19 protein-coding genes are annotated in these 22,560 nt (G+C 71.0%); 5 read left to right on the forward strand and 14 right to left on the reverse strand.

The features are described 5' to 3' along the window. Positions 1-14: 14 nt before the first annotated feature. From ACZ7OU_RS02520 to ACZ7OU_RS02535, 4 genes are all read right to left on the reverse strand, one after another. Complete coding sequence (locus ACZ7OU_RS02520) at positions 15-2,555, reverse strand: WXG100 family type VII secretion target (RefSeq protein WP_470239485.1); 2,541 nt, start codon at positions 2,553-2,555, stop codon at positions 15-17. Continuing rightward, positions 2,555-2,833 (reverse strand): hypothetical protein, encoded by a 279-nt coding sequence (locus tag ACZ7OU_RS02525; protein ID WP_470239486.1) that lies wholly within the window; start codon positions 2,831-2,833, stop codon positions 2,555-2,557. Before ACZ7OU_RS02525 ends, ACZ7OU_RS02520 begins: the two co-directional genes overlap by 1 nt. A 175-nt stretch (positions 2,834-3,008) precedes the next feature. Continuing rightward, positions 3,009-3,269: an acyl carrier protein gene (locus ACZ7OU_RS02530; RefSeq protein WP_470254018.1), complete on the reverse strand. Its 261-nt coding sequence runs from the start codon at positions 3,267-3,269 to the stop codon at positions 3,009-3,011. Beyond that, positions 3,262-4,797, reverse strand: a complete 1,536-nt coding sequence (locus tag ACZ7OU_RS02535; RefSeq protein WP_470254019.1) for a fatty acyl-AMP ligase — start codon at positions 4,795-4,797, stop codon at positions 3,262-3,264. The genes ACZ7OU_RS02530 and ACZ7OU_RS02535 overlap by 8 nt, the downstream gene beginning before the upstream one ends. Before the next feature lie 30 nt (positions 4,798-4,827). Here ACZ7OU_RS02535 and ACZ7OU_RS02540 point away from each other — a divergent pair, with 30 nt between their 5' ends. Continuing rightward, the gene (locus ACZ7OU_RS02540; RefSeq protein WP_470254020.1) at positions 4,828-5,709 is read left to right on the forward strand and encodes a cytochrome P450 family protein; all 882 of its coding nucleotides are present in this window, start codon (positions 4,828-4,830) and stop codon (positions 5,707-5,709) included. On the opposite strand, the gene glmM is transcribed toward ACZ7OU_RS02540, so the two are convergent. The 3 genes from glmM to rplM form a co-directional block, all read right to left on the reverse strand. After that, positions 5,695-7,029, reverse strand: coding sequence for a phosphoglucosamine mutase (glmM, locus tag ACZ7OU_RS02545; protein ID WP_470239490.1), 1,335 nt, complete (start codon positions 7,027-7,029; stop codon positions 5,695-5,697). The two genes, ACZ7OU_RS02540 and glmM, sit on opposite strands and share 15 nt — an antisense overlap. A 186-nt stretch (positions 7,030-7,215) precedes the next feature. Further along, positions 7,216-7,806, reverse strand: a complete 591-nt coding sequence (rpsI, locus tag ACZ7OU_RS02550; RefSeq protein ID WP_470254021.1) for a 30S ribosomal protein S9 — start codon at positions 7,804-7,806, stop codon at positions 7,216-7,218. Positions 7,807-7,820: 14 nt separating this feature from the next. Next, a complete protein-coding gene (gene rplM, locus ACZ7OU_RS02555; RefSeq protein WP_470239492.1) occupies positions 7,821-8,273 on the reverse strand; it encodes a 50S ribosomal protein L13 in 453 nt (150 codons plus the stop codon). 262 nt (positions 8,274-8,535) lie between these two features. Between rplM and ACZ7OU_RS02560 the strand changes: the two genes are divergently transcribed. Together ACZ7OU_RS02560 and ACZ7OU_RS02565 are read left to right on the forward strand one after the other, a co-directional pair. Continuing rightward, the gene (locus ACZ7OU_RS02560; RefSeq protein WP_470239493.1) at positions 8,536-9,429 is read left to right on the forward strand and encodes a hypothetical protein; all 894 of its coding nucleotides are present in this window, start codon (positions 8,536-8,538) and stop codon (positions 9,427-9,429) included. A 29-nt stretch (positions 9,430-9,458) separates the two neighbouring features. After that, positions 9,459-10,202: a DUF4333 domain-containing protein gene (locus ACZ7OU_RS02565; RefSeq protein WP_470254022.1), complete on the forward strand. Its 744-nt coding sequence runs from the start codon at positions 9,459-9,461 to the stop codon at positions 10,200-10,202. Between the two features lie 77 nt (positions 10,203-10,279). On the opposite strand, the gene ACZ7OU_RS02570 is transcribed toward ACZ7OU_RS02565, so the two are convergent. The 5 genes from ACZ7OU_RS02570 to eccCa all read right to left on the reverse strand — a co-directional run bounded on the left by ACZ7OU_RS02570 (position 10,280) and on the right by eccCa (position 17,726). Beyond that, positions 10,280-10,573: a WXG100 family type VII secretion target gene (locus tag ACZ7OU_RS02570; protein WP_470239495.1), complete on the reverse strand. Its 294-nt coding sequence runs from the start codon at positions 10,571-10,573 to the stop codon at positions 10,280-10,282. Between the two features lie 61 nt (positions 10,574-10,634). Further along, positions 10,635-10,961, reverse strand: coding sequence for a WXG100 family type VII secretion target (locus ACZ7OU_RS02575; protein WP_470239496.1), 327 nt, complete (start codon positions 10,959-10,961; stop codon positions 10,635-10,637). A 257-nt stretch (positions 10,962-11,218) separates the two neighbouring features. Next, entirely contained in the window at positions 11,219-11,575 is a 357-nt protein-coding gene (locus ACZ7OU_RS02580; protein ID WP_470239497.1) for a hypothetical protein, read from the reverse strand. Between the two features lie 15 nt (positions 11,576-11,590). Next, a complete protein-coding gene (locus ACZ7OU_RS02585; protein WP_470239498.1) occupies positions 11,591-13,609 on the reverse strand; it encodes a type VII secretion-associated protein in 2,019 nt (672 codons plus the stop codon). 103 nt (positions 13,610-13,712) lie between these two features. Continuing rightward, the gene (gene eccCa, locus ACZ7OU_RS02590; RefSeq protein WP_470239499.1) at positions 13,713-17,726 is read right to left on the reverse strand and encodes a type VII secretion protein EccCa; all 4,014 of its coding nucleotides are present in this window, start codon (positions 17,724-17,726) and stop codon (positions 13,713-13,715) included. Between the two features lie 305 nt (positions 17,727-18,031). Here eccCa and eccD point away from each other — a divergent pair, with 305 nt between their 5' ends. Together eccD and ACZ7OU_RS02600 are read left to right on the forward strand one after the other, a co-directional pair. Next, on the forward strand, positions 18,032-19,396 hold the full coding sequence (gene eccD / locus ACZ7OU_RS02595; protein ID WP_470239500.1) for a type VII secretion integral membrane protein EccD: 1,365 nt from the start codon (positions 18,032-18,034) through the stop codon (positions 19,394-19,396). Positions 19,397-19,416: 20 nt separating this feature from the next. Beyond that, positions 19,417-21,042, forward strand: a complete 1,626-nt coding sequence (locus ACZ7OU_RS02600) for a S8 family serine peptidase (RefSeq protein ID WP_470254023.1) — start codon at positions 19,417-19,419, stop codon at positions 21,040-21,042. Between the two features lie 42 nt (positions 21,043-21,084). Here ACZ7OU_RS02600 and ACZ7OU_RS02605 read toward each other — a convergent pair whose 3' ends face one another. Both ACZ7OU_RS02605 and ACZ7OU_RS02610 read right to left on the reverse strand, forming a co-directional pair. Continuing rightward, a complete protein-coding gene (locus tag ACZ7OU_RS02605; protein WP_470254024.1) occupies positions 21,085-22,233 on the reverse strand; it encodes a WXG100 family type VII secretion target in 1,149 nt (382 codons plus the stop codon). Continuing rightward, positions 22,233-22,550 carry a hypothetical protein gene (locus ACZ7OU_RS02610; RefSeq protein ID WP_470239503.1) on the reverse strand — a complete coding sequence of 106 codons (318 nt, stop codon included), beginning with the start codon at positions 22,548-22,550 and terminating at the stop codon, positions 22,233-22,235. Before ACZ7OU_RS02610 ends, ACZ7OU_RS02605 begins: the two co-directional genes overlap by 1 nt. Between the last annotated feature and the right edge of the window lie 10 nt (positions 22,551-22,560).

Raw genomic sequence — 22,560 nt, forward strand, 5'->3', positions numbered from 1 at the left:
AGCCCTGGCCCTGGTCACCGGTCGTACCGGATCGAACGGTCACCCTCGTCGTCGAGCGAGCCGCTGATCCGGCCCTTGGCGCCGCTCGTCTCGAAGACGCCGCCCTCGATGCGGTACTGGCTGGGCCCGCGCTGCTGGTCGCCGCCACCGCCGCCACCCGGTGCGCCGCCCATGCCGCCCATCATCCCGCCCATGCCACTCATGCCGCTCATCCCGCCGCCCGCGCTCGCGGCGGCCTGGTGCGCGCCCGGGTCGACCGGGGTCGCGCCGAGGACGCCACCGTCGGAAGCCGGCAGGGACGTGTCGCTGCCGGTCTGCGCGCCCGGGTCGAGCGACACCGCGCCGGCGAAGTCGGCCGTCCCGCCGCCGGTGACGGCCGACCCGAAGTCGCTCGCCCCGGCCGTGGTCGTCGAATCGCCACCGCCACCGCCGGCCACCCCGGCGTCGCCGCCGCCGGCACCCGCGTCGGCCACGGCCACCGCCGGTTCCGCGCCGACGCTGCCGCCGAAGTCGCCGGAGAAGTCCTGGCCCCCGGGCGTGCTGAACCCGCCCGAGCCGGCCGCCGCCGCGCCCTGCGTGAAGCCCGGGTCCGGGTTGGCCGGTGCCGGGTCCTTGGTCAGCGGCGACTCGGCGTCCGCGTCGTGCCGGATCGCGGAGCCGCTGCCGTCCGTGGACGCGGGGTCGGTCTTGAGGTCGCTCGCCTTGGGGTCGTCCTTCTCGTCGAGCGTGTACGTCGTCGGCTCGCCCTTGCCGTCGTCGACGGTCACGATCGTCGGGCCGTCGGGACCCTCCGGCCGCTCGGCCGTGATCTCGAGGTTGCCGTCCTTGATGTGGATCTTGCCGTCGGGACCCGGCTTGTAGCTGCCATCGGCCGAGGGCTGCCCGTCCTTGACCGCCCCCTGCTGCGAACCCTGCGGGCCGAAGCTGCCGTCGTCGGCCTTGGCGCCGTCCTTGCCGTCCTTGCCCGCTTCGGCCTTGTCGTCGTCACCCCAGTCGAGGTGGTAGTCCTTCTTGTTGCCGTGGCCGTCGTCCACGGAGATGTCCTGCTTGCCCTCTTTGTCGGGCTCGGACATCTCGATCGTGTTGTCGCCCTTCTTGACCGAGACCGTGTCGGTGTCGTCGGTGTCCTTGATGGCTTCACCGGTCGTCGGGTCGATCGGGTACGGCTTGCCGGTGTCCGGGTCCATCTCGAGGGGCTTCCCGGTGATCGGGTTCTTGCCGTCCTCGGGCTTGGCCGGGTCCTCGGCCGCGGGCGGCTCGGCCGCCGACGGCGTCGTGCTGCCCCCGCCGCCCGTGCTGCCCCCGCCCCCGGTGCTGCCGCCACCGCCGGTGGACCCGCCGCCGCCGTTCGAGCCGCCGCCGGTGTCGCCGCCGTTCCCGTTGTGCGTGTCGCCGCCGCCGCTCTTGTCGCCGCCGCCGTCGCTCTTCGCCTCGGTGAGCTGGTTGCGGTAGCCGTCCATGAACCGCTCGAGCGCGCCGAACTGCTGGTCGATGGTGTCCTTGGCGGACTTGCAGGAGCCGTTGAAGGCGTTGATCAGGCCCTGGTACTCGGTCGCGAACGCGCCGTCACGCCAGTAGCGGCAGACGTTGCGGCCGTACTCCTTGTTCTCGTCGTTGAAGCCGCAGTCGTCGTTCTGCAGCCGCTCGGCGAGGTTCGTCTGGTTGCCGTTCTTCGCGTTGACGGCGTCGACCCAGCCCGCGACCTTCATGAAGTCGTCGAACTCCTCGGTCTCGCCGTTGGCGATCTTGAGAACGTCCTTGGCCATGTTGATGTCGGCCTGGGCGACCGTCGTGCGGTGCAGCTGCAGGACCTCGTCGACCTTCTTCTTGACGGCGTCGTAGACGTGCGTCACGGTCTGCGGGATCAGCTTCGCGGCGCCGTCGATCTGCTGCGACAGCTCCTTGGCGTGCGGCTTGATCGCCTCGTCGTACTTGATCTCCGCCGCGTTCGCGCCCTTGCCTTTCCACTCCCCGAAGAGGGTCTGGAGCTCGGTGTCGCTCTTGGTCAGCGTGTCCTCGACGACCTTGTGCGCCTTCGAAAGGTCGTCGGCCTCGGTGAGGAACTTCTGGAACTGGATGCCGCGGTTCTCGTGGAACTTGTCCTTGAGGTCCTTCTGCGAGTCGATGTGGCCGGACCCGCCCTTGATCTTATTCCAGATCTCGTCGGTCCACAGAACCAGGAAGTCGACCGTGACGTTGCCCTGGTCGAGCATTTCGTCGGACGTCTTCGCGCCGGCACCCAGCGTGGGCGTCGCGATTCCGTCGAGGTTCTTCTTCGCGGTGTTCTTGCGGTCGGTCTGTGCCTGCTGTTCCTTGCCCTTGGCCTGCGACTCCTGCTTCGCCCGCGCGACGATTTCGTCGGTGTCGTCGTTTTCGAAGACCCGGTAGTCACCGCCGTCGTCGGAGTAGTTCTCGATGTACTCCTTGGCGTACTTCTCTTCTTCGTCGTTGAAGTTGAAGGTGTTGCGGTCGTACTCCTCCATGAGCTCCGTCTTCGTCTCCATGGAGACGTTCGGATCATCGAGGATCTTCTTGACTTCGGCCCAGTCCGCCATTACTTGCTCCCCGCCGAGTTCGCCTGCGCGCCGGCGTGCGATTCCTGCGCGGTGTACTTGGACCCGGCGGTCCCGATTCCGCTGCCGAGGTTCATCAGCGCGTTCGACAGCCCGGTCATCCCCGCGCCGATCTCGTCGATCCCGGATTTGTACTTGCCGTAGCCGTCACCGTGGACACGGCCGAAGTCCGCCTGCGCGATTTCGGTCGGCGCGACCTTCTTGGCCTCGGCGGCCGGGTCGTCCGCGACGTCGTTGAGGCGGACCTGCGCCCGCGTCATCGCCTCTGAACTCGCTTCGTAACCGTTTGGCATGGTCGGCTTGCCCCCTTCGATCCACAGCCCCTGTTCCGGTGTCAAGACTGTGACGCACCCGGACGCCGTTCGGTGCCGTCGCAGATGCACACAGAGTCTAGCGTTCGGCCGAGCGGCCGACCTGGGCTTTGCCCAAGTGCACTCACCCGGTGGGGTGCTGCGCGGCGACCGTCTCGGAAATGACTTCGGCCACGCCGCGGACGTCCACCAGCCGGTCGAGCTCGTCCAGGTCGACGGAGACGCCGTAGCGCACTTCGACCCGGGCGAGCAGCTGGATGCGCTCGCGGGACGTCATGCCGATGTCGTCGAACGGTGTCGTTTCGGTGAGCCGCTCGAGGGGCAGCTGCAGCGCGGTGCAGACGATCTTCCTGATCTCGTCGGTGTACTCGCCCGCGTCAGTCATGGCGCCCATTCTCGCCCCACCAGCGGTCGCGGGCCGCGGCGCGGGACACCTTGCCGCTGGAGGTCCGCGGCACCGCGCCCGGCGGGACCAGCCAGAGTGCGCGCAGCGGCAGGTCGTGGCCCGCCGACACGGCCCGCCGCACGGCCGTCTCGACGTCGTCGTCCCACGCCGTGCAGCCGGCCACGACCGCGACACCCTCACCCCGCTCGTCCCGGACGGCGAACGCGGCGACGCGCCCGGCCCGGACGCGCGCGTGCGCCGCCTCCACCGTGGCCTCGATGTCCTGCGGGTAGTGGTTGCGGCCGTCGACGATGATCAGGTCCTTGAGCCGGCCGTCGATGTACAGCTGTCCGTCGTGGACGAAGCCGAGGTCGCCGGTGCGGAGCCAGCCGTCCTCGGCGAACCCGCCGTCCTGCCCCCAGTAGCCGTCCGCGACGTTGGGACCGGACACCTGGATCTCTTTGTCGACAATGCGGATCCGCTGGCCGTACGGCCGCCCCACGGACACCAGCTCGCCGCGGTCGAACTTCGTGACCGTCGGGCCTTCGTCACCCGCGCTCGCGACGAACACCGTGGCCTCGGCCAGGCCGTAGCACGGCTTGATGGCGGTGCGCGGCAGCCCGAACGGCGCGAAGGCTCGGGCGAAGGCGTCGACGCTGGCCGCGCGGATCGGCTCGCTGCCGTTCAGCACGGAGTTGACGTGCGAGAGGTCGACGTCCGTCAATTTGCCGGCGGCCTCGGCGACCAGGTCGAAGGCGAAGTTCGGCGCGGCGGTGATCGCGCCGGGGTGCTCGGCGAGCAGCCGGATCCAGCGCAGCGGGTCGCGCACGAACTCCATCGGCGTGAAGAACACCGAGTGCGCGCCGAGGAAGACAGGCACGCCGACGAGCAGGATCAGCCCCATGTCGTGGAAGAACGGCACCCAGCCGGCGAGGTGGGTCGACGCGTCCGCGTGGTAGCACCCGGTGGTCTGCCAGCAGGCGGCCACGAGCGCCCGGTGCGAGATCACGGCGCCGGCCGGACTGCGCGTCGAACCCGACGTGTACTGCAGGTACGCCGGGTCGGTCATGGCCACCTCGGCGGGTGGCTCGGTGTCGTCGGGCGCGATGTCCTCGACGGCGAAGGCAGGGCCCGACGGGATCTTGTCCAGGAGGTTTCGCGAGGTCAGGCAGGCCGCCGGAGTGGCGTCCGCGAAGGCCGACTCGATCCGGGCGCGGCCGGACCGGCCGGTCGGGACGGACAGCGGCACCGCGACGCGCCCCGCGTAGAGCGTCCCGAGGAAGGCGACGACGTACCCGAGGTCCTGGCGGGCGACGATCGCCACCCGATCGCCCGGCCGGGTGCGGCGACGCAGCTCGCGCGCGACGCCGCGGACGCGGTCGAGCAGCTCGGGCCAGCCCAGGGTGTGGTCCGCGGGACCCGGGAAGGTGCGGCACGTGAAGGCCGGGCGGTCGACGGCGGCGTTGCGGAGCAGGTAGTCCGTGAACGGCGTGGTCAGGACCTCTTCCGGGACATCTGCGGGCGGCACGGGCTCATCCTGCCCTACCGTGGGCAGGCGATGGACGAGTTCGAACGGCACGGGATCGGCCTGGTCTCCGGCCGCGACGCGTGCGCACACGCCCTGCGGTCCCCCGATCTGACGTCCGATCCCGGTGGCGGTTCGCCCAGCGTGCTGCTGCGCGACGGCGACGGCCACGCACGGGTGCGCGGCGTGCTGCGGGAGATCATCGCGGGGCTCGAACCGCTCTCCGGCTCGGTGATCGCGGCGATCGAAGCCGTGGTCGCGGGGCTGGGGTCGTCGTTCGACCTCGTGCGCGACTTCGCGCGGCCGGTGGCGGGCGCGGTGACGTCGGCGGTGCTGGGCGTGCCCCTCGACGACGTCTTCCTGGACCACCTGGAGAAGACGACGGCGAACCTCGACGTCTTCGGCGGGGCCGACCGCGCCGGGCAGGCGTCGGCGTTCCGGCTCGCGGTGCAGCTGAGCCGGACGCAAGCCGGGCCGGGCGGTCTGACGGCGTTGCGGGAGGCCCACGCGGCCGGCCGGCTCGACGAGGACGAGCTGATGCTCAACCCGGTCGTGCTGGCGCACGCCGCCTACGAGAACTCGCTGAACTTCCTGGCCTGCGCCGGGCTGGAACTGGCCACTTCCAGCCCGCGGAGTGTGCGTGAGCTGGTGACGTCGATCTGCCCGGCGCGGTTCGTGCTGCGCTTCGCACCCGACGGCCCGCTGGCGGTGTCGCTGACCGACGGGCTCCCGTTCGGCCTCGGCCGCCACGCGTGCCCCGGCTCGGGAGTCGCGCTGGCCGAGGGCGAAGTAGCGCTCACGGCGTTGGCGAAGCTCCTCGAAGGCGGCTGCGCAGTCGGCGACGTCGAGTGGAAGACCCACCCGGTGTTCCACGGCCTGGCGAAGGCCGTGGTCACCCGGTCAGGAAACCGCTGAGACGACGCCCACCAGCCGGTCGGCCGCGGCCTGCGCGGTCGCCTGGGCCGTGGCCTCCACCATCACGCGGACCAGCTGCTCGGTGCCGGACGGGCGCAGCAGCACCCGGCCCTCTTCGCCCAGCTCGGCCTCGACCTCGGTGACGGCGTCGCGGACCTCGCTCGAGTCCGCCACCGCCGCCTTGTCCGCGACCGGGACGTTCACCAGGACCTGCGGCAGCCGGTTCATCACGGCCGCGAGGTCTTCGAGGGACTTGCCCGTCTCGGCCATGCGGCTCATCAGGCGCAACGCCGTGAGCAGGCCGTCGCCGGTGGTGGCGTGCGCCGGCAGCACGACGTGACCGGACTGCTCGCCGCCGAGGGCGAAGCCGCTCGCGCGCAGCTCCTCGAGGACGTACCGGTCGCCCACCGCCGTCGTGACGACCGCGATGCCGTGGGCCTTCATCGCCAGGTGCAGGCCGAGGTTGCTCATCACGGTCGCGACCAGCGTGTCCTTGATCAGCTCGCCGGACTCGGCGAACGCGAGCGCCAGCACCGCCATGATCTGGTCGCCGTCCACCAGCTCGCCGGCGGAGTCGACGGCCACGCAGCGGTCGGCGTCGCCGTCGTGGGCGATGCCCAGGTCGGCGCCGTGCGCGACGACCGCCTCGCGCAGCTTCTCCGGGTGGTTCGAGCCGCAGTGCTCGTTGATGTTGACGCCGTCCGGCTCCGCGTACAGCTCGACGACCTCGGCACCGGCGCGGCGGTAGACCTCGGGGGCGGCGGCCGACGACGCGCCGTTCGCGCAGTCGACGACGACCTTCAGCCCGGCGAGCGAGTGCGGCGTGGCGCCGAGCAGGTGGGTGGCGTAGCGCTCGAGGGCGTCGTCGACGTCGTGGACGCGGCCCACGCCGGCACCGGTCGGGCGGACCTTGCCGTCCGCGAGGCCGGCTTCGATCTCGTCCTCGATGCCGTCGGGGAGCTTGTGCCCGCCCGAGGCGAAGAGCTTGATGCCGTTGTCGGGCATCGGGTTGTGCGAGGCGGAGATCATCACGCCGAGGTCGGCTTCGAGCGAGCCGACCAGGTAGGCGACGGCCGGCGTCGGCAGCACGCCGACGCGGAGCACGTCGGCCCCGGCGGAAGTGAGGCCCGCCACGACGGCGGCCTCGAGCATCTCGCCGCTGGCACGCGGGTCGCGGCCGACGACCGCGATCGGCCGGTGGGAGCGGTCGTGCGCGGCGAGCACGCGGGCGGCGCTGGCGGCCAGCGCCAGCGCCAGCTCGGGCGTCAGCTCGGCGTTGGCCAGGCCACGGACCCCGTCGGTACCGAACAGGCGTGCCATCGATCGACCTCCTTGTGGAATGACCACGACAACCTAGCGACGTGGGCGGACCGCCTTGCGCCACCCCCGAGTGTCGCTCCCGGAGGCGAAAACGACACACCCCTGAAAAACGCCGAGTCTTGAAAACACCGGAGCGCCCATCCGATGGACGGATGGGCGCTCCGGTGTTTTGCGCCAGAGGCGCGATCAGCGCTTGCTGTACTGCGGGGCCTTGCGGGCCTTCTTGAGGCCGTACTTCTTCCGCTCCGTGGCGCGCGCGTCACGGGTCAGGAAGCCGGCCTTCTTGAGGGCGGGACGGTCGTCCGCGTCGACCTCGATGAGGGCGCGGGCGATCGCCAGGCGCAGCGCGCCGGCCTGGCCGGAGACGCCGCCACCGTGCAGGTTGGCGAAGATGTCGAACGAGTCCGGCTTCTCGACCAGGACCAGCGGGTCCTTGATGAGCTGCTGGTGCACCTTGTTCGGGAAGTACTCCTCGAGGGTGCGGCCGTTGAGCTTGAACTCGCCGGTGCCCGGGACGACACGCACGCGGACGACGGCCTCCTTGCGGCGGCCGACGGTCTGCGCGTTGCCGCCGGCGGCACGCGACGGGCGCGGCGCGGCGGCCGACTCGCTCGTGGCGACCGGAGCGTCACCGGCAGCCGGGGCTTCGGCGGCGACCGGGGCTTCGGCAGCGGCCGGGGCCTCGGTGGTCTCGGCAGGGGTCTCGCTGGTCTCGACGGCGCCGGTCTCGGTCGCCTCGGTCGTGACCTCGGCGGTCTCGGGCTCGGTGCTGGTCACAGACTGTTCCTCACTCACTGCGCGACCTGCGCGATCTTGGTGATCTCGCGCACCTGCGGCTGCTGCGCGGTGTGCGGGTGCTGCGGGCCGGCGTAGACCTTCAGCTTCTTCGCCTGGGCGCGGCCGAGCTTGTTCTTCGGCAGCATGCCCTTGACGACCTTTTCGACAAGGTGTTCGGGCTTGGTGTCGAGCAGCTCGCCGAACGAGCGCTTCCGCAGACCGCCCGGGTAACCGCTGTGCCGGTACGCGAACTTCTGCTCGCGCTTGTTACCGGTGAGCGCGACCTTCTCGGCGTTGACGATGACGACGAAGTCGCCGGTGTCCATGTGAGGGGCGTAGGTCGGCTTGTGCTTGCCGCGCAGCAGCGTGGCGACCTCGGTCGCAAGCCGGCCGAGCACGACATCCTCGGCGTCGATCACGTGCCAGGCACGAGTGACGTCGCCGGGCTTGGGGCTGTACGTGGGCAAGGGTCTACCTCGTCGTCAACATTGCGTGTGGGTTCTGTGCGGGCCTAGCGCGCTGATGCGCCGCAACGCACAACGACATATGAAGATACCCGCACGCCCACCGCCGCTGTGCATCGGGGTGGGTTGGTGGGCCCATCCTAGGCATCGAACGGCCCGGGCGCAGCCGGACTCTACCGGGTTTTCCCGCCGAAGTGCCTGCACGCGCCGCCCCGACACGCGAGGATGAGACGATCCGGGCGACACCGCGAGCGGGGGGACGGCGATGAACAGACGACCGACGGCGATCTTCGTCCTGGCTGCCGTCCTGGCCCTGGTCAGCGCCTGCGGCACGGCCAAGGCCGGTACCGCCCTGCCGAAGGGCGACGACGCGGCGGACTACGTCGGCGGCAAGTTCGAGCAGGTCATCGGCAAGCTCGGGGACGCCATCACCGACACGCGCGACGTCACCAACTCGCTGGACGCCTACTTCAAGTTCGACGACAAGTGGATCCACAGCACCGTGACGTCGGCCCGCACCGGCAGCCCGGAGAGCCGGGCGGTGCGGCACCGGTCGCAGAAGAACCCCGACGAGATCATCGACACCTACACGCCGGCCGACGGCGCGGTCGAGTACACCTACCTCGGCCCGATGTACGTCCAGAAGGGCGTCTCGCCGACGGCGTGGGTGTCGATGCCGAAGCCCGAGGCCGGCCTGATCCTGCCGTGCGCCTGGGGCGGGGTGCTGACCCCGTGCCGGATGGCGGACTCGACCGTCGACGCCTACAAGGCCGACAAACGCGCGGTCCGCGGCGCGAAGAGCCTCGGCGACGGCAAGACCGCGCTGACGGTCACCGTGCCGTTCGAGGTCTTCGTCAAGAACAAGGTCGAGATCCTGCCGGCCAGCATCACGAGCCAGGTCGGGCCGGAGCTGAAGAAGGCCATGGTGCCGACCACGATCACGCTCAACCCGGACGGCAGCCTGGTCTCGTTCGTGATGGACGCCAAGTTCGCCGGCGACGGCCACCAGGTGGAGCTCAAGTACGACTTCCGGTTCACCGGCAAGGCCAGCCTGCAGGACATGCCGAAGCTGCCGGACGCGGCGCAGATCACGGTGCTGCCCGACCGGGCCGCCATGGACGACTTCTACCGCCGGCTCGGCGAAGCGCAGGGCAGCTGAACCGTGGCCACGACCCGAGGTGACCTCCGATGACACCGCCGTCCCAGCCGCCCGACCCGCGGCAGCCGCAGTGGTGGCAGCCGCCGGCGAACCCGCCTCAGCAGCCGGGCGCCTGGCAACCCGAGCAGCAGGCGACCGGCCCGCACGCCGGGCAGTGGCAGCAGAACGCGGACCCGGGCGCGGCCTCGGGTTCCTACACCGGCCAGTGGAACCAGGCGCCGCAGCAGCCGGGCACGAGCGGGTCGTTCTCGGGGCCGTGGCAGCCGGGGCAGCCCGCCGGCGGGCCGTGGCAGCCGCCGTCCCAGCCGACGCCCCAGCAGCCGGGCACGCCCGGCGGCGGGTGGCCGGCACAGCCCGCCGGGCCGGCTTCCGGACAGCAGCAGCAGTACGGCGGCGGGTTCCAGCCGAGCCAGTACGGCGGCCTCGGCGCGTTCGCCACCGAGCCCGGGAAGAAGCAGCCGAAGTCCAAGAAACCACTGCTGATCACCGGCGCCGTCGTGCTGGTGCTCGCCGTCGGCGGCGGGGTCGCGTGGCTGCTGGGCGCGTTCCGCGGCGACGTGCTCGAGCAACAGTCCCTTGAGGACGGTGTGGTCAAGGTCCTCAACGAGAACTACGGCGAGCCGGACGTGAAGAACGCGCAGTGCCCGGCGAACGAAGCCGCCGTGAACGGCACGACGTTCGACTGCACGGTGAAGATCGGCGGGCAGGACAAGAAGGTGACCGTGCGGGTGCTCAACGACCGGCCCGAGTACGAGGTCGGCGCGCCGCACTGAGTTTCCCTTGCCGGAAAAGGAAAACGGCGGGCCCCGCACCGAAGTGCGGGCCCGCCGTGGTTCCCGGGGCTAGCGGCTCAGAACAGGCCTTCGACGGCGCTGTCGGTCTGCTGGTAGCCATCGGCGATCTGCGGCAGGGCGGCGGCGATCTGCGCCAGAACCTGCTTCAGGTCCTCGAACTTCTGGTCCCAGGTGCGCTGGGCCTGGTCGTACTGCTCCTTGGCGGAACCGGTCCAGGTGGTGATCAGCGGCTTGAGGTCGTCCTTCAGGCGGTCGAACGCCTGCTGCAGCTCGCCACCCGTCTGCGTGCAGTCGTCCGCAGCCGCGCGGATGGTGGCGTAATTAACGACAATGCCGGCGCCATCAGGCATGATGTGCTCCCTCGGTACTCAAGAATTTTGGGTGGGTGTAAAGAAAGTTCAGGGGTGGTGCTCAGCCGAGCGCGTCGAAGCCGCGGTTGACGGCGCCGAGGATCTCCTGCTGCTGCTGCTCGGACTTCTCGTACTTGGAACCGGCCTCGCGCAGCAGGTCCGCGATCTTCTGCAGGGCCTGGTTCATCTGACGGGCGTCGTCGTCGAAGCGCATCATGACGTGGTCGAACGCCTTCTGCGCTTCACCCTGCCAGCCCGCGCGGGTGGCCTCGATGCGGTCGCGCAGCGTGGACAGGTTCGCGTCCATCCCGGCGCGGACCTCGGTGACCTTGCCCTCGGCGTCGGTGAACTGTGCAACTGTTCCCTGGAATCCGGACCCGGCGCTCATACCGGAACCCCCTTCGTAAGAGTGATGGTCGGCCGTAACAACTTCTTGCTCGCTTGTACGGCCCTACGACGCAGACCCTGCCATGTCCGGTTCCCCCTTGTCGTGCTTTGCCCGCAAGTAGTTGCTTGCGTGAACGCTCTCGCCGGGAACCGATCGCGGCCGGTAGCAACGAATCGCCCCGTCCCGGCGACGCGTCACTCGAAAAAGTGTTCTCCACCAGCGTGGTTAGCACACGCACAGCGATCACCGACGGGCACTCATGCGTCGCGATTCATGATTCGCATCTGGGAAAAGTCTTCGTCCTCATCACCCGATCGAGGGGCGCGAGCGCTGGATTGCGAACGCGAAGGAACCGAATCGGCCGGATCCGGAACCGTCGGGACCGACAGCCCGCGCGCGCGGCGGAACCGTTCCGCGGCGGCGCGCAGCGTGCCGGGAGTCGGATCGCCGGACTTCGCGCCCCGGCCACTTCGCTTGAGCAATTCGACGTTTTCGCTGTGGTGACGCCGGCTGCGCGCCTTCGCGTTTCCGGTGACGCGCCGCGCGTGCGTCACCGCGTCTTCACCGGTGCGCCGGAAGGCCGACGCGGCGCTTTCGAACTCTTCGGACGGCACCGCGTGCCTTCTCTCTCAGTTGAGGATCTCGACCGTGCGCACGGCTTGCGTGCAGGCGGCGGCGACCCGGTCGCGCAGCTGTGCCGTGGCGTACTGGCAGCCGACGTGGACCCGGATCCGGCCCTTGGCCACGACGTACCAGTCGACCTGGAGGTCGGGCCGGTCCTTCTTGATCTCGTGGTAGCCGATCACGGTCTTGCCCGCGTACGACAGCGCCGGGTTGAACGAACCGTAGTGGTCGGGGTCCTTCTCCGCACCGGTCCTGAGCTCGTCCACCAGCTTCTGCGGGTCCGCCGTCGCGTCGTACTCCATCACGAACTCCTGCGCGACCAGGAGGTCGTTGCCGTCCCGGGACTCCTGCGGGTGGATCACGACCTGCCGCTGGGCGACCCGGTCGTCGGTCTGCACCCAGTCCTCGGGCGAGACGAACTTGAAGTCGTACTGCGCGAGCGTCCGGCCGGTCTCGGCCTGGCCGCCGGAGTCGCTGAACACGAAGATCCCCGTGACGACGAGCGCGGCCACGACGACGACAGCGCCGGCGACGATCCCCCACAGCTTTCCGCGGCCGGCCTTCTTCTCCGGCGGCGCGGTGGGCCCGCCGGGACGGTTGCCGGGCGGCCCGGCCTGACCGGCGGGCGGGGTCCACGGCGGCCGGGCCACCGGCTGACCGTGCGGTGGGGACGGCGGCGGGGCGGCGCGGTTCGGGAAGCCGTTGGCGGCGGGCGGCACCGGCGCGCGCGGCGGCGCCGGACGCTGGCCCGCGTCGCCGGGGCGCGGGGCGACGTCGCCGGGGCGGACGACCTCCGTGCGCTGGGCGGCCGGGTTGAGGGCACCGCCCGGCACCGCGCCCAGCCGGGCCATCGCCTCGCCGGGCAGCGCGCCCGTGCGGTCCGGGTCGACCAGCACCGCCCGCAGTGCGCCGCGCGCGACCACCGTCTCGGGCTGGTCGAGGCTCGTCGGGACGACACCGGTGCGTTCGTGCACCAGCCGCGAAATCATCGGGATCCGGCTCGACCCGCCGACCAGGAAGATCGCCGTGAGCTGCTTCGGCCGCAGGCCGGCGTCGCCGATCGCCGCGACCGTCAGCTCCACCGCGCGCCCCAGCGGCGCGGTGATCAGCCGTTCCAGGTCCTCGCGTGTCACGTGCGCGTCCGCGAACGGCGGTGGCATCGGCACGTCGGTGTAGGCGTGCCGCGAAAGCGTTTCCTTGGCCCCTCGAACGTCCTGGCGCAGCACGCGGCGGCGGCGCCGGTCGACCAGCTCACGCCCTTCGACGAGCTGGCGCCACGCGTCCTGCTCCGCCCCGGCCACGAGCGCGCCGACGTGCTCCAGCAGCGCCTGGTCGATGTCCGCGCCGCCGAAGGCCGGGTCGCCCCGGGTGGCCAGCACCTGGAAGCCGCCGCGCTGCGGACGGCCGGCGCGGTCGCGCGCGGTGTCCGGCGGCAGCCGCCGCACCACGCTGACGTCGACCGTGCCGCCGCCGAGGTCCAGCACCGCCAGCGCGTCGCCGGGACGGCCGCTGAACTCGACGGTGCGGTCGTTCGTCACGTCCTGCGGCGCGAACGTCGCCGCGTGGTAGACCGCCGCCGCGACCGGCTCGGGCACCAGCGCGACCTCGCGCGCCAGCCCGCCCGCCGCCTGCCGCAGCAGCCGGGTGCGGATGGCACCCCAGTCCGCGGGGTGGGTCAGCACCAGCAGGTCGACCTCGGCCTCGCCGGCGAGGCGCCGGGCCTCGGCGACCGCGCGGCCCAGCACGGCGTGCACGACGTCGGTGACGCGCAGGACGCTGTCACCGAGCAGCAGCTCGCCTTCGTCGATCCGGCGCTTCGGGTTCGGCTCGTACCGCGACGGGTCGACGGCCGCCTGCCGCTCGGCCTCCTGGCCGACGAACAGCGTGCCGTCCGCCGCCGCGAACACCGCCGAGGACATCAGCGGCTGGCCGTCGATCACCACGACCTGCGGATCGCGCCCGTTCACCGAGGCGACGACGCAGGTGCTCGACGTCCCGAAGTCCACCGCAACCCGGACCGTCACCAGCAGCTCCCGCAATTTCCGTCGCAATCCCCCACGCCCGGCCGACGGGGCGCGCCCTCGGGAAGGAACCTACCCTTCGCCGAGGGACGCCCTGTCGCCGTATCTAGTCGGGCTGGATCCACGACACCTGGATGAGCTGCTTACCCGACTTGCGCGTCATCAGGTTGCCTCGGCCCGGTGGCATCGCACTCGCCTTGATGTTGCCGACCAGCGCACCCTCGTCCCGCGAGCCGTTCATGACCATGCCCGGTGCCGCGATCTCCTTGAGCTTGCCGATGATCGGGTCGTACATCGCCTTCGACGCACCACCGGTGCGGCGCACGACCACCAGGTGCAGGCCGACGTCCTTGGCCTGCGGCAGGAAGTCGGAGATCTTCCGCAGCGGGTTGTTCGACGACGTCGCCACCAGGTCGTAGTCGTCGACCAGGATGAACAGCTCCGGGCCCTTCCACCACGACCGCGTCTTCAGCTGTTCCTGCGTCACATCCGGACCCGGCAGCCGACGCGTCATCGAGTTGAAGACGTCGTTGACCATGCTCTCCAGCTGCGCCGCCGACACCGCATACCCGAGCAGCGAGTCGCCCTGGACGAACCCGAGCATCGTGCGCCGGTAGTCGACCAGCAGGATCAGCGCTTCCTTCGACGTGAACCGCTCGGAGATACCGCGGGCGATCTGCCGCAGCAGGTTCGTCTTCCCCGACTCGCCGTCGGCGAAGGCGTAGAAGTGCGGTTCGGCGTTGAAGTCCAGGTAGATCGGCTGCAGGTCTTCCTCGTTGACCCCGATCGGGATCAGCTTGGAGTCGCGGGCCTGGTCGAGCTTGAGGACGTCGTCGTAGGTGATCATCTCCGGCAGCAGCCGGACCTGCGGCGCCACCCGCCCGCGCCACGCACCCTTGACCTTCGCCACCGCGTCGGCGACGCCGGCCGCGATCGTCTCCGGGTCGCTCGAGCCGTCGATGCGGGGCAGCCCGCCCAGCAGGTGCAGCTTCTCCCGGGTCAGGCCACGCCCCGGGCGGCCGGTCGGGATGTTCACCGCGACGCGGCGGTCGATGTCCGACTCGGTCGGGTCACCCAGGCGCAGCTCGAACCGGGTGCCGATCATGTCCTTGATCGCCGGGCGGATGTCCGCCCACCGGTTCGCCGCCACGATCACGTGCACGCCGTAGGACAGACCCTGCGTCGCGATCCGGGTGATCGTGGTTTCCAGCTCTTCGAAGTCGTCGCGCAGGGCGCGCCAGCCGTCGACGATGAGGAACGCGTCGCCGAACGGGTCCTGGTCCGCGCGGATCTCACCCCGGCGTTTGCGGTTGCGGAACTCGGTCATCGAGTCGATGCCCAGCGCCCCGAACCGGCCTTCCCGCTCGACGAGCAGAGTGGTCAGCTCGGCCACGATCCGGCGGGCCTTGTCCGGCTCCCGCCGGGCGACGGCGACGCCGCCGACGTGGGGGAGGTCGGCGAGGCCGGCCAGGGTGCCACCACCGAGGTCCAGGCAGTAGAACTGCGCTTCCTCGGGGGTGTGGGTCAACGCCATCGACATGATCAGCGTCCGCAGCATCGTCGACTTGCCCGACTGCGGCCCACCCACGATCACGCCGTGCCCGGCGGCGCCGGAGAAGTCCGCCCACAGCGGGTCGCGGCGCTGCTCGTACGGCCGGTCGACGATCCCCAGCGGGACCTGCAGCCGGCCGTTGCCGAAGAACCCGACCGGCGACAGACCGCGGTCGTCGGTCGGGTTGAGGTTCGGCAGGAGGGTGTCGAGGGAGTTGGGGTCCTTCAGCGGCGGCAGCCACACCTCGTGCGCGGGCGGGCCCTGCCCGATCAGCCGCGACACGATCACGTCCAGCTCGCTGGGTTCGACCGCCTCCTCCGACTGCGGCGCGGCCTCCTTCGGGGCCGCTTCGATCAGCTCCGGTTCCGGTTCCTTCGGCAGCTCCACGAAGTCCGGCACGAACAGCTGCGGGCGTTTGTCCGCCCGCACCACCGTCGCCGCCGGCCCCGCCGCCTGGATCCCGGCCGGGCGATACGGGCCCGACACGTAGGAGGCCTTGAAGCGGACCAGGGTCGAGGTGTCGAACTTCAGGTAGCCGCCGCCGGGGACCGAGGGCAGTTCGAACGCGTCCGGCACGCCGATCGCCGCGCGGGATTCCGCCGCGGAAAACGTCTTCAGGCCGATCCGGTAGGACAGGTGCGAGTCGAGGCCGCGCAGCTTGCCTTCTTCGAGGCGCTGGGAGGCGAGCAGCATGTGCATCTGCAGCGACCGGCCCAGCCGGCCGATCGCGACGAACAGGTCGATGAAGTCCGGCTTCGCCGCCAGCAACTCGGAGAACTCGTCACAGACGATGAACAGCGCGGGCAGGGGGTCGAGGTCGGCGCCGTTCTCACGGGCTTTCTCGTATTCCCAGACGTTTTTGAAGTTGCCGCCGTTCTTCAACGCTTCCTGACGGCGGTTCATCTCCCCCGCCAGCGCGTCCTTCATGCGGTCGACCAGGGTGACTTCGTCGGCGAGGTTGGTGATGACCGCGGAGACGTGCGGGGCCTTGTCCAGACCGAGGAACGTGGCGCCACCCTTGAAGTCGACGAGGACGAAGTTCAGCGTCGACGACGAGTGCGTGGCCAGCATGCCGAGCACCAGCGTGCGGAGGAACTCCGACTTACCGGAACCGGTCGCACCGATGCACAGACCGTGCGGGCCCATGCCTTCCGCGGCGGCTTCCTTGATGTCCAGCTCCACCGGCTGGCCGTATTCACCGACACCGAAGGGGACGCGGTAGCGGTCACGGATCGGGCGGGGCCGCCACGCCTGCTGCACGTCGAACGTCATCGGGTCACCCGGGATACCGAGCAGTTCCAGCAACGACGGGTTCGACAGCAGCGGCTCTTCGTCGCCGACGTCCTGCCCCGCCGCGCCACCGACGCGGTAGGGCGAGATCAGGCGGGCCAGTGACTCGGTCTCGACCAGGCTGAGGGTGTCCGGGCGGCCGAACCACTCGACGCCGCCGGCGCTGCGCGCACCCAGCCTGTCGGCCTCGACGACCAGCCGCAGCCCGCGGCGGGCGGCGAGGTTGCCGATGGAGTCCGACAGGTCGACCAGCGTGACGCCGACCAGGCCCTCTTCGAGGATGATCTGCTCTTCGCGGGTGACCTCGGCGTCATCGATGATGATCACGACGTGCGGCTGGTCGGGCGCCGGGGTGGCGTTGCGGGAGAACCGCTGGCGGTCACGCAGCTCTTCGTCGAGCCAGTTTTCGATCTGGGCCAGCGACCCGGCCATCATCCGGAGCTGGCCGATGCCGTCGGCCAGCGTCGGGTGCTGGGCGTGCGGGAGCCACTTCGCCCACTCCCACTCCTCCTTCGCGCGACCCGCGGTGGCGACCGCGATCAGCACGTCGTCGGGGCTGTGGAAGGCGACCATCTGCGCGAGCATCGCGCGGGTCAGGCCGCGGGTCAGCGCCCGGTCGCCCTGCATGCTCACCGCGGCGAACCCGCGCAGGGTGATCTGGGTCGGCAGGTCCGGCACGATCGAGTGCGCGCGCACGAACCGGCGCAGCGCGAGGGTGGCGATCGGCTCCAGCTCGTCGACCGGCCCGGTCTGCGGCGGGACCAGCCGCGTCGCGAGGCGGTGCGAGCTGCGCCCGACGCGCAGGTGCAGGAAGTCCTGGTCGTTCTGGCGGCGTTCCCACATCCGGCGGCTGGCCGCGAGGGACCACAGCGACTGCGGATCGGGGTGCACCCACTCGAGCGCGGCGCGCTGGTCGACCATCGCCTCACGGGCCCGGTCGCGCATCTGCCCGAGGTAACGGAGGTAGTCCTTGCGGTCCTCGTCCATCTCGGCGCGCTTGGCGCCACCGCCCTTGCCACCGCCGCCGGCCATCATCCCGAGCGTGCCGACGACCATCATGCCGCCCATGGCCATCATCATCGGGTTCCGGTTGCTGGCCTGGAACATGAAGACCATCATCCCGAGCGACGCGACGATCATGACGATCGGAAGCGCCTTCATGACGATGTTGCCGGGGATGACGCGGGGCACCTCGGGCGGCGGCTCGAGGTGCACCTCACCACCCGGCGGGCGCGGTGCCGCCAGCCGTGGCGACTTCTTGAACTGCAGCGTGCTCATCGAAGGACCCCTCATTCAAACTCGACGATGGCGGCCACCGCTTGGTGCGCGAACAACCTATCGAACGCCGTGGGGGAATTCCGCCGGATGCCGGATCCCCTCGTGAACATTGCCCCACCCTCGCCCGGCGAGTGTAGGGCCTGCCACCGACAGTAACGCCCGAGTTCCGGACCCGACCTGCGGATGACGGTGATTTTCGGACGTTCGATGATGTCGGCACCGGGGTTCGGTATAAGTTCCCCCGGGAGCAGTCTCGACCGAGCGGGGGCAGTGCAGTGGCTACGGGCACGACAGTTTTCAGCAGGGTGACGGTCGTCGCGCCCTCGACGCGGATCGATGTGGCCCTGCCCGCCGATGTCGCGGTGGCCGATCTCCTGCCGATGCTCCTGGACATGGCCAAGGAGTCGTCGCCGGACGGCGGGGCCCGGCACGGCGGCTGGGCGCTCGCCAAGCTCGGCGACGCCCCGCTCGACCCGAGCCGCACCCTGGCCTCGCTCGGCGTCGTCGACGGCGAGCTGCTCCAGCTGCGCAAGCGCAACGAGAACCCGCCGCCGCCGCTGTACGACGACGTCGTCGACGCCATCGCGGAGTCCTCCCCCGACAGCTTCCGCCCCTGGACCAAGGAGACGGCGAACCGCTTCGGGCACGTCGCGGGCGGGCTGGCGCTGGTCGCCGCCGCGATCGCGCTGTTCATGAGCGGCTCGCTGTACGGCGGCAACGCACTCGGCGCCGCCATCGCCGGCGGCATCGGCGCGATCGCGTGCGTCGCGATCGGCGCGACGCTCGCCAAGGCGTACGGCGCGGAAGCGACCGGGGTGCTGATCGCCGCGGCCGGCGGCCTGCCCCTGGCGTTCGTCAGCGGCTTCTACATCGTGCCCGGCCTGTCGATGCGGGCGAACCTGCTGCTCGGCGCGGTCCTCGTGATCATCGTCGCGTCGGTCTGCATCATGGTGATCGGCGCGGGCATCACGACGTTCATCGCCGCCGCCACCGCGGGCACCTTCGGCGGCCTGGCCTTCCTGTTCGGCACGCTCGTCGCGCACCCGGCGGCCGGCATCGCGGCCGGCACGGTCGCGGTCGCCCTCGCCTGCATCTCGATCCTGCCGCGCGCCACGATCTGGCTCGCGAAGCTGCCGCTGCCGCACGTCCCGGGCAGCGCGGAGGAGCTCAAGGAAGACTCCGGTTTCCCGGACTACCGGGCGATCGAGCGCCGCACGGCGATCGCGCACAACTACATGACCGGCCTGATGGTCGGCTGCGGCGTCACGGTCGCGCTGGCCGCGATCATCGCCGCGAGCGCGCCCGGCGCGTTCGGGATCATCCTGGGCGTCGTCGCGACGCTCGTGCTGCTCCTGCGCGCCCGTGCGTACGCCAACGGCAGCCAGGCGATCGCCCTGCTCACCACGGGCCTCGTCTCGGCGACCGGGATCGCGATCGGCTGGCTGGTCTCGGCGAGCGCGCAGAACCGCCTGCTCTACGTCTTCGGCATCCTGATCCTGCTGGCCGCGGGCGCGCTCGTGGTCGGCGTGATCTTCCCGAACCAGCGCTTCTCGCCGCCGCTGCGGCGCACGGTGGAGATCATCGAGGCGCTCTGCATCGCCTCCGTGCTCCCGCTCGCCCTGGGTGTGATGGACCTGTACACCACCCTGCGGCACCTGAACTTCAAGTGACCGGATCGGGTGAGTCTCGGATGGCAGTAGGACGGCGTTTCGGCGCCACCCGGCGGACCACGACGGCGTTGCTGACCGGCACGATCGGCTTTCTCTCCTCGGTGGCCGTCGCGGTGCCGGTCTGGGCGCAGCAGGCGCCCGCCGACGGCTACTTCGCGACGCCGCCCCCGGTGGACATGACCAAGCTGCTCCCGGACACGGGCCAGCCGGACAAGAAGTACAAGCAGTCGAAGGGCTGCGTCCAGCGCAGCACGCTGGGCCAGAACATCGTGCTGAAGAACCGGCCGTGGGGTCAGGACTACCTGCAGATCACGAAGGCCCAGGAGATCGTCAAGGCCGCCACGAACGGCGGCGTCGGCCGGGGCGTCAAGGTCGCCGTGGTCGACACGGGCGTGACGAGGCACCCTTGGCTGCCGAACCTCGAGTCCGGTGGTGACTACGTCGCGACACCGACGAGCGGCCAGCCGAAGGGACTCGAGGACTGCGACGGCCACGGCACCGAGGTCGCCGGGATCATCGCGGCGAAGCCGGACAACCCGGAGGTCGGGTTCATCGGCGTGGCCCCGGACGCGACGATCGTGTCCTACCGCCAGCTGAGCGAGAACTACGAGCCCGACACCTCGACGCCGACGCCGCCGGCGAGCAACACCACCGGCGGCACGCCGTCGTCGAGCACCAACCCGCCCACCGGGTCGGAAACCTCGCTCCCGCCGACCGGCGGTGGCGGCTCGGGCACCGGTGACGGCGACCAGACGTCTCCCGGGCAGTCGAACGGCGGACGCCAGCTGGAGAAGGCCGGCACCGCGGGCACGTTGAAGACGCTGGCCGAGATCATCCGCGGCATCGCCGACCGCAAGTCGGCCGACATCATCAACATGTCGGTCGACAACTGCCGCACCGCCACCGGCAACATCACCGAAGGCGAGCAGCAGGTCCAGGCCGCGGTGCACCACGCGGCGCTGGCGGGCATCGTGATCGTCGCCGCCGCCGGCAACGCGACGGACACCTGCCCGCAGAACGACCAGCCGGACGCGAAGAAGCCCAAGACGATCGTGACGCCGCCGTGGTTCGCCGACGACGTGCTGTCCGTCGGGGCGATCGACGAGTTCGGCAGCGTGGCCTCGTTCAGCGTGCACGGCCCGTGGGTCGGGGTCGCGGCGCCGGGGACGCAGATCATCTCGCTCGACCCCGCCGAAGGCTCCACCGGCCTGGCGAACCTGACGTTCGAGAGCGGTGACAAGGCCAGCCCGATCCAGGGAACGAGCTTCGCCTCGCCGTACGTGGCGGGAGTCGCGGCCCTGGTCAAGGCCAAGTACCCGAACCTCGACGCCAAGGGCATCATCAACCGGATCAAGGAGACCGCGCAGCACCCGGCGGCTCCGGGCGGGCGCGACAACTTCGTCGGCTACGGCGTCATCGACCCGGTGGCGGCGCTGACGCAGAGCCTGCCGTCGGAAGTGGGGAACCTGGCCCCGATCCCGCCGCCGCAGCTGGCCCAGCTCCCGCCGGCCAACGACCACAGCTCGACCCCGATGATCGTGGCGCTGGCCGGCACCGGCGGCGGCATCGTGGCGCTGCTGATCACGCTGTTCGTGATGCGCACCATCCGCCGCAACCGGCCCGAAGAAGCCCCGGCCCGCCGCTGACGGCGACCGCCCGGCCCGCGGACTCCGCGGGCCGGGACCGGGTCACTTCGCCGGCGGCTTCTTCTTCGGCGCCGGGTTTTCGTCCTCGCCGATGACCGGCGGGGCCACCAAACCGGGCTCCCCCAGCAGTTCCGACGACTTCACGATCGGCCGGTTCTTCGACTGGCGCTGCCCGCCGCCGCCTCCGCCGAACGCTCCGAAGCCCATCATCGGCATCATCGGCATGCCCGACGTGCTCTGGTTCGCCGAGCTGTCCGGCGCCGGCTGCGGCTGAGGTGCCGCATCGGCGGGCTGCGCGGCCTCCGGCGGGCCCGCCGCGGTGTGCTTCGGCGCCGCCGGGTCCCCGCTCGCCGACGACGGCGTGGTGGCGTCCCCGGAGTCCGCGTCCGAAGCCGAGTCCGCGTCCGACACCGCAGCCGCTGTAGCCGCTGAAGCCGGCTCCTCGGCGGCGGAAGTGCCGATCACGGAGTCGTCGTGCAGCCGGAACCGCTCCTCCGGGTACCGGTGCGCGATCTCGATGCTCCGGGCGGCCGCGTCGGGGTCGTCGACGCCGTCGCAAAGCCGGTCGAACGCCTCGAGGACGTCCCGCGCGGTCTCGTACAGCCCCTTCGCCGACTCCTGCGTCTCCTGCAGCTGGGTGCGCGCCCGCTTGGTGCCCCCGCTCGGCACAGTCATCGTCTCGGAGATCAGGTCCGCGGCGTCGACCAGCACCTCGACGAGGTCGACGACGACGTGGCGGAGGGTCGTCACCAGTTCGTCGAGCGCGCCGGCGAGGACGGTGAGCGCCTCCTGGAGGTCGCCGCCCGCCGCCCCGATCTCACGCATGTAGGCGACGAACGCGTCGGCGTCCCGGCCTTCCCAGCCGGCGTCGAGGCGGCCGAGCCCGTCGTCGAGCCGGGCAGACACCTCGGCCGCGGCGGCGGCGGCCTGGCGCAGCCGCCCGGCTTCGGCGCCGAGCTCGCCCCAGCGGCCGATCAGCGGGCGGAAGTACGTCTCGACGGGGTCGACCAGCCCGAGCTGGTGCGAGACGTCGGTGAGGTACGCCAGGTACGGCTCGGCCGTGGCGGCGATCTCGTCGCCTTCCGCGTCCGGCGCGAAGGCCACCGCGGGCGCCGTGGGCACCGGCGCGGCGGCCCGCTTGGAAAGGGGGTGCGGGATGGAGTCCGTGGAGCCTTCCGGTTCGGCGAACATCATTCGACCCTGCCGGCCCGCTTGATCAGCTCCGCGGCCTCGGCGTCCTGCCCGCTGTGGCGGACCGTGACCTGCCGCAGCGCTTCCGCGGCCGACTTCAGCGCCTCGGCGCCGTCGGACAGCTGACGCCGGAGCGCGCCGGCCGCGCGGCCGTAGGACTCACCGAGCCCGATCCGCGCCCCCAGCGGGCCGTAGGACTCACCGGAAACGCCTTCGCCCCCCACGTCGGCCGCCGCCGCGTGCAGGTCGTCAGCGGCCTCCTCAGCGGTCCGGGCGTAGTCGGCGACGACCACGCCGTCCATCCTCAAACCGGCCATGGCACCTCTC

The sequence above is a fragment of the Amycolatopsis sp. NPDC114505 genome (assembly GCF_055633615.1).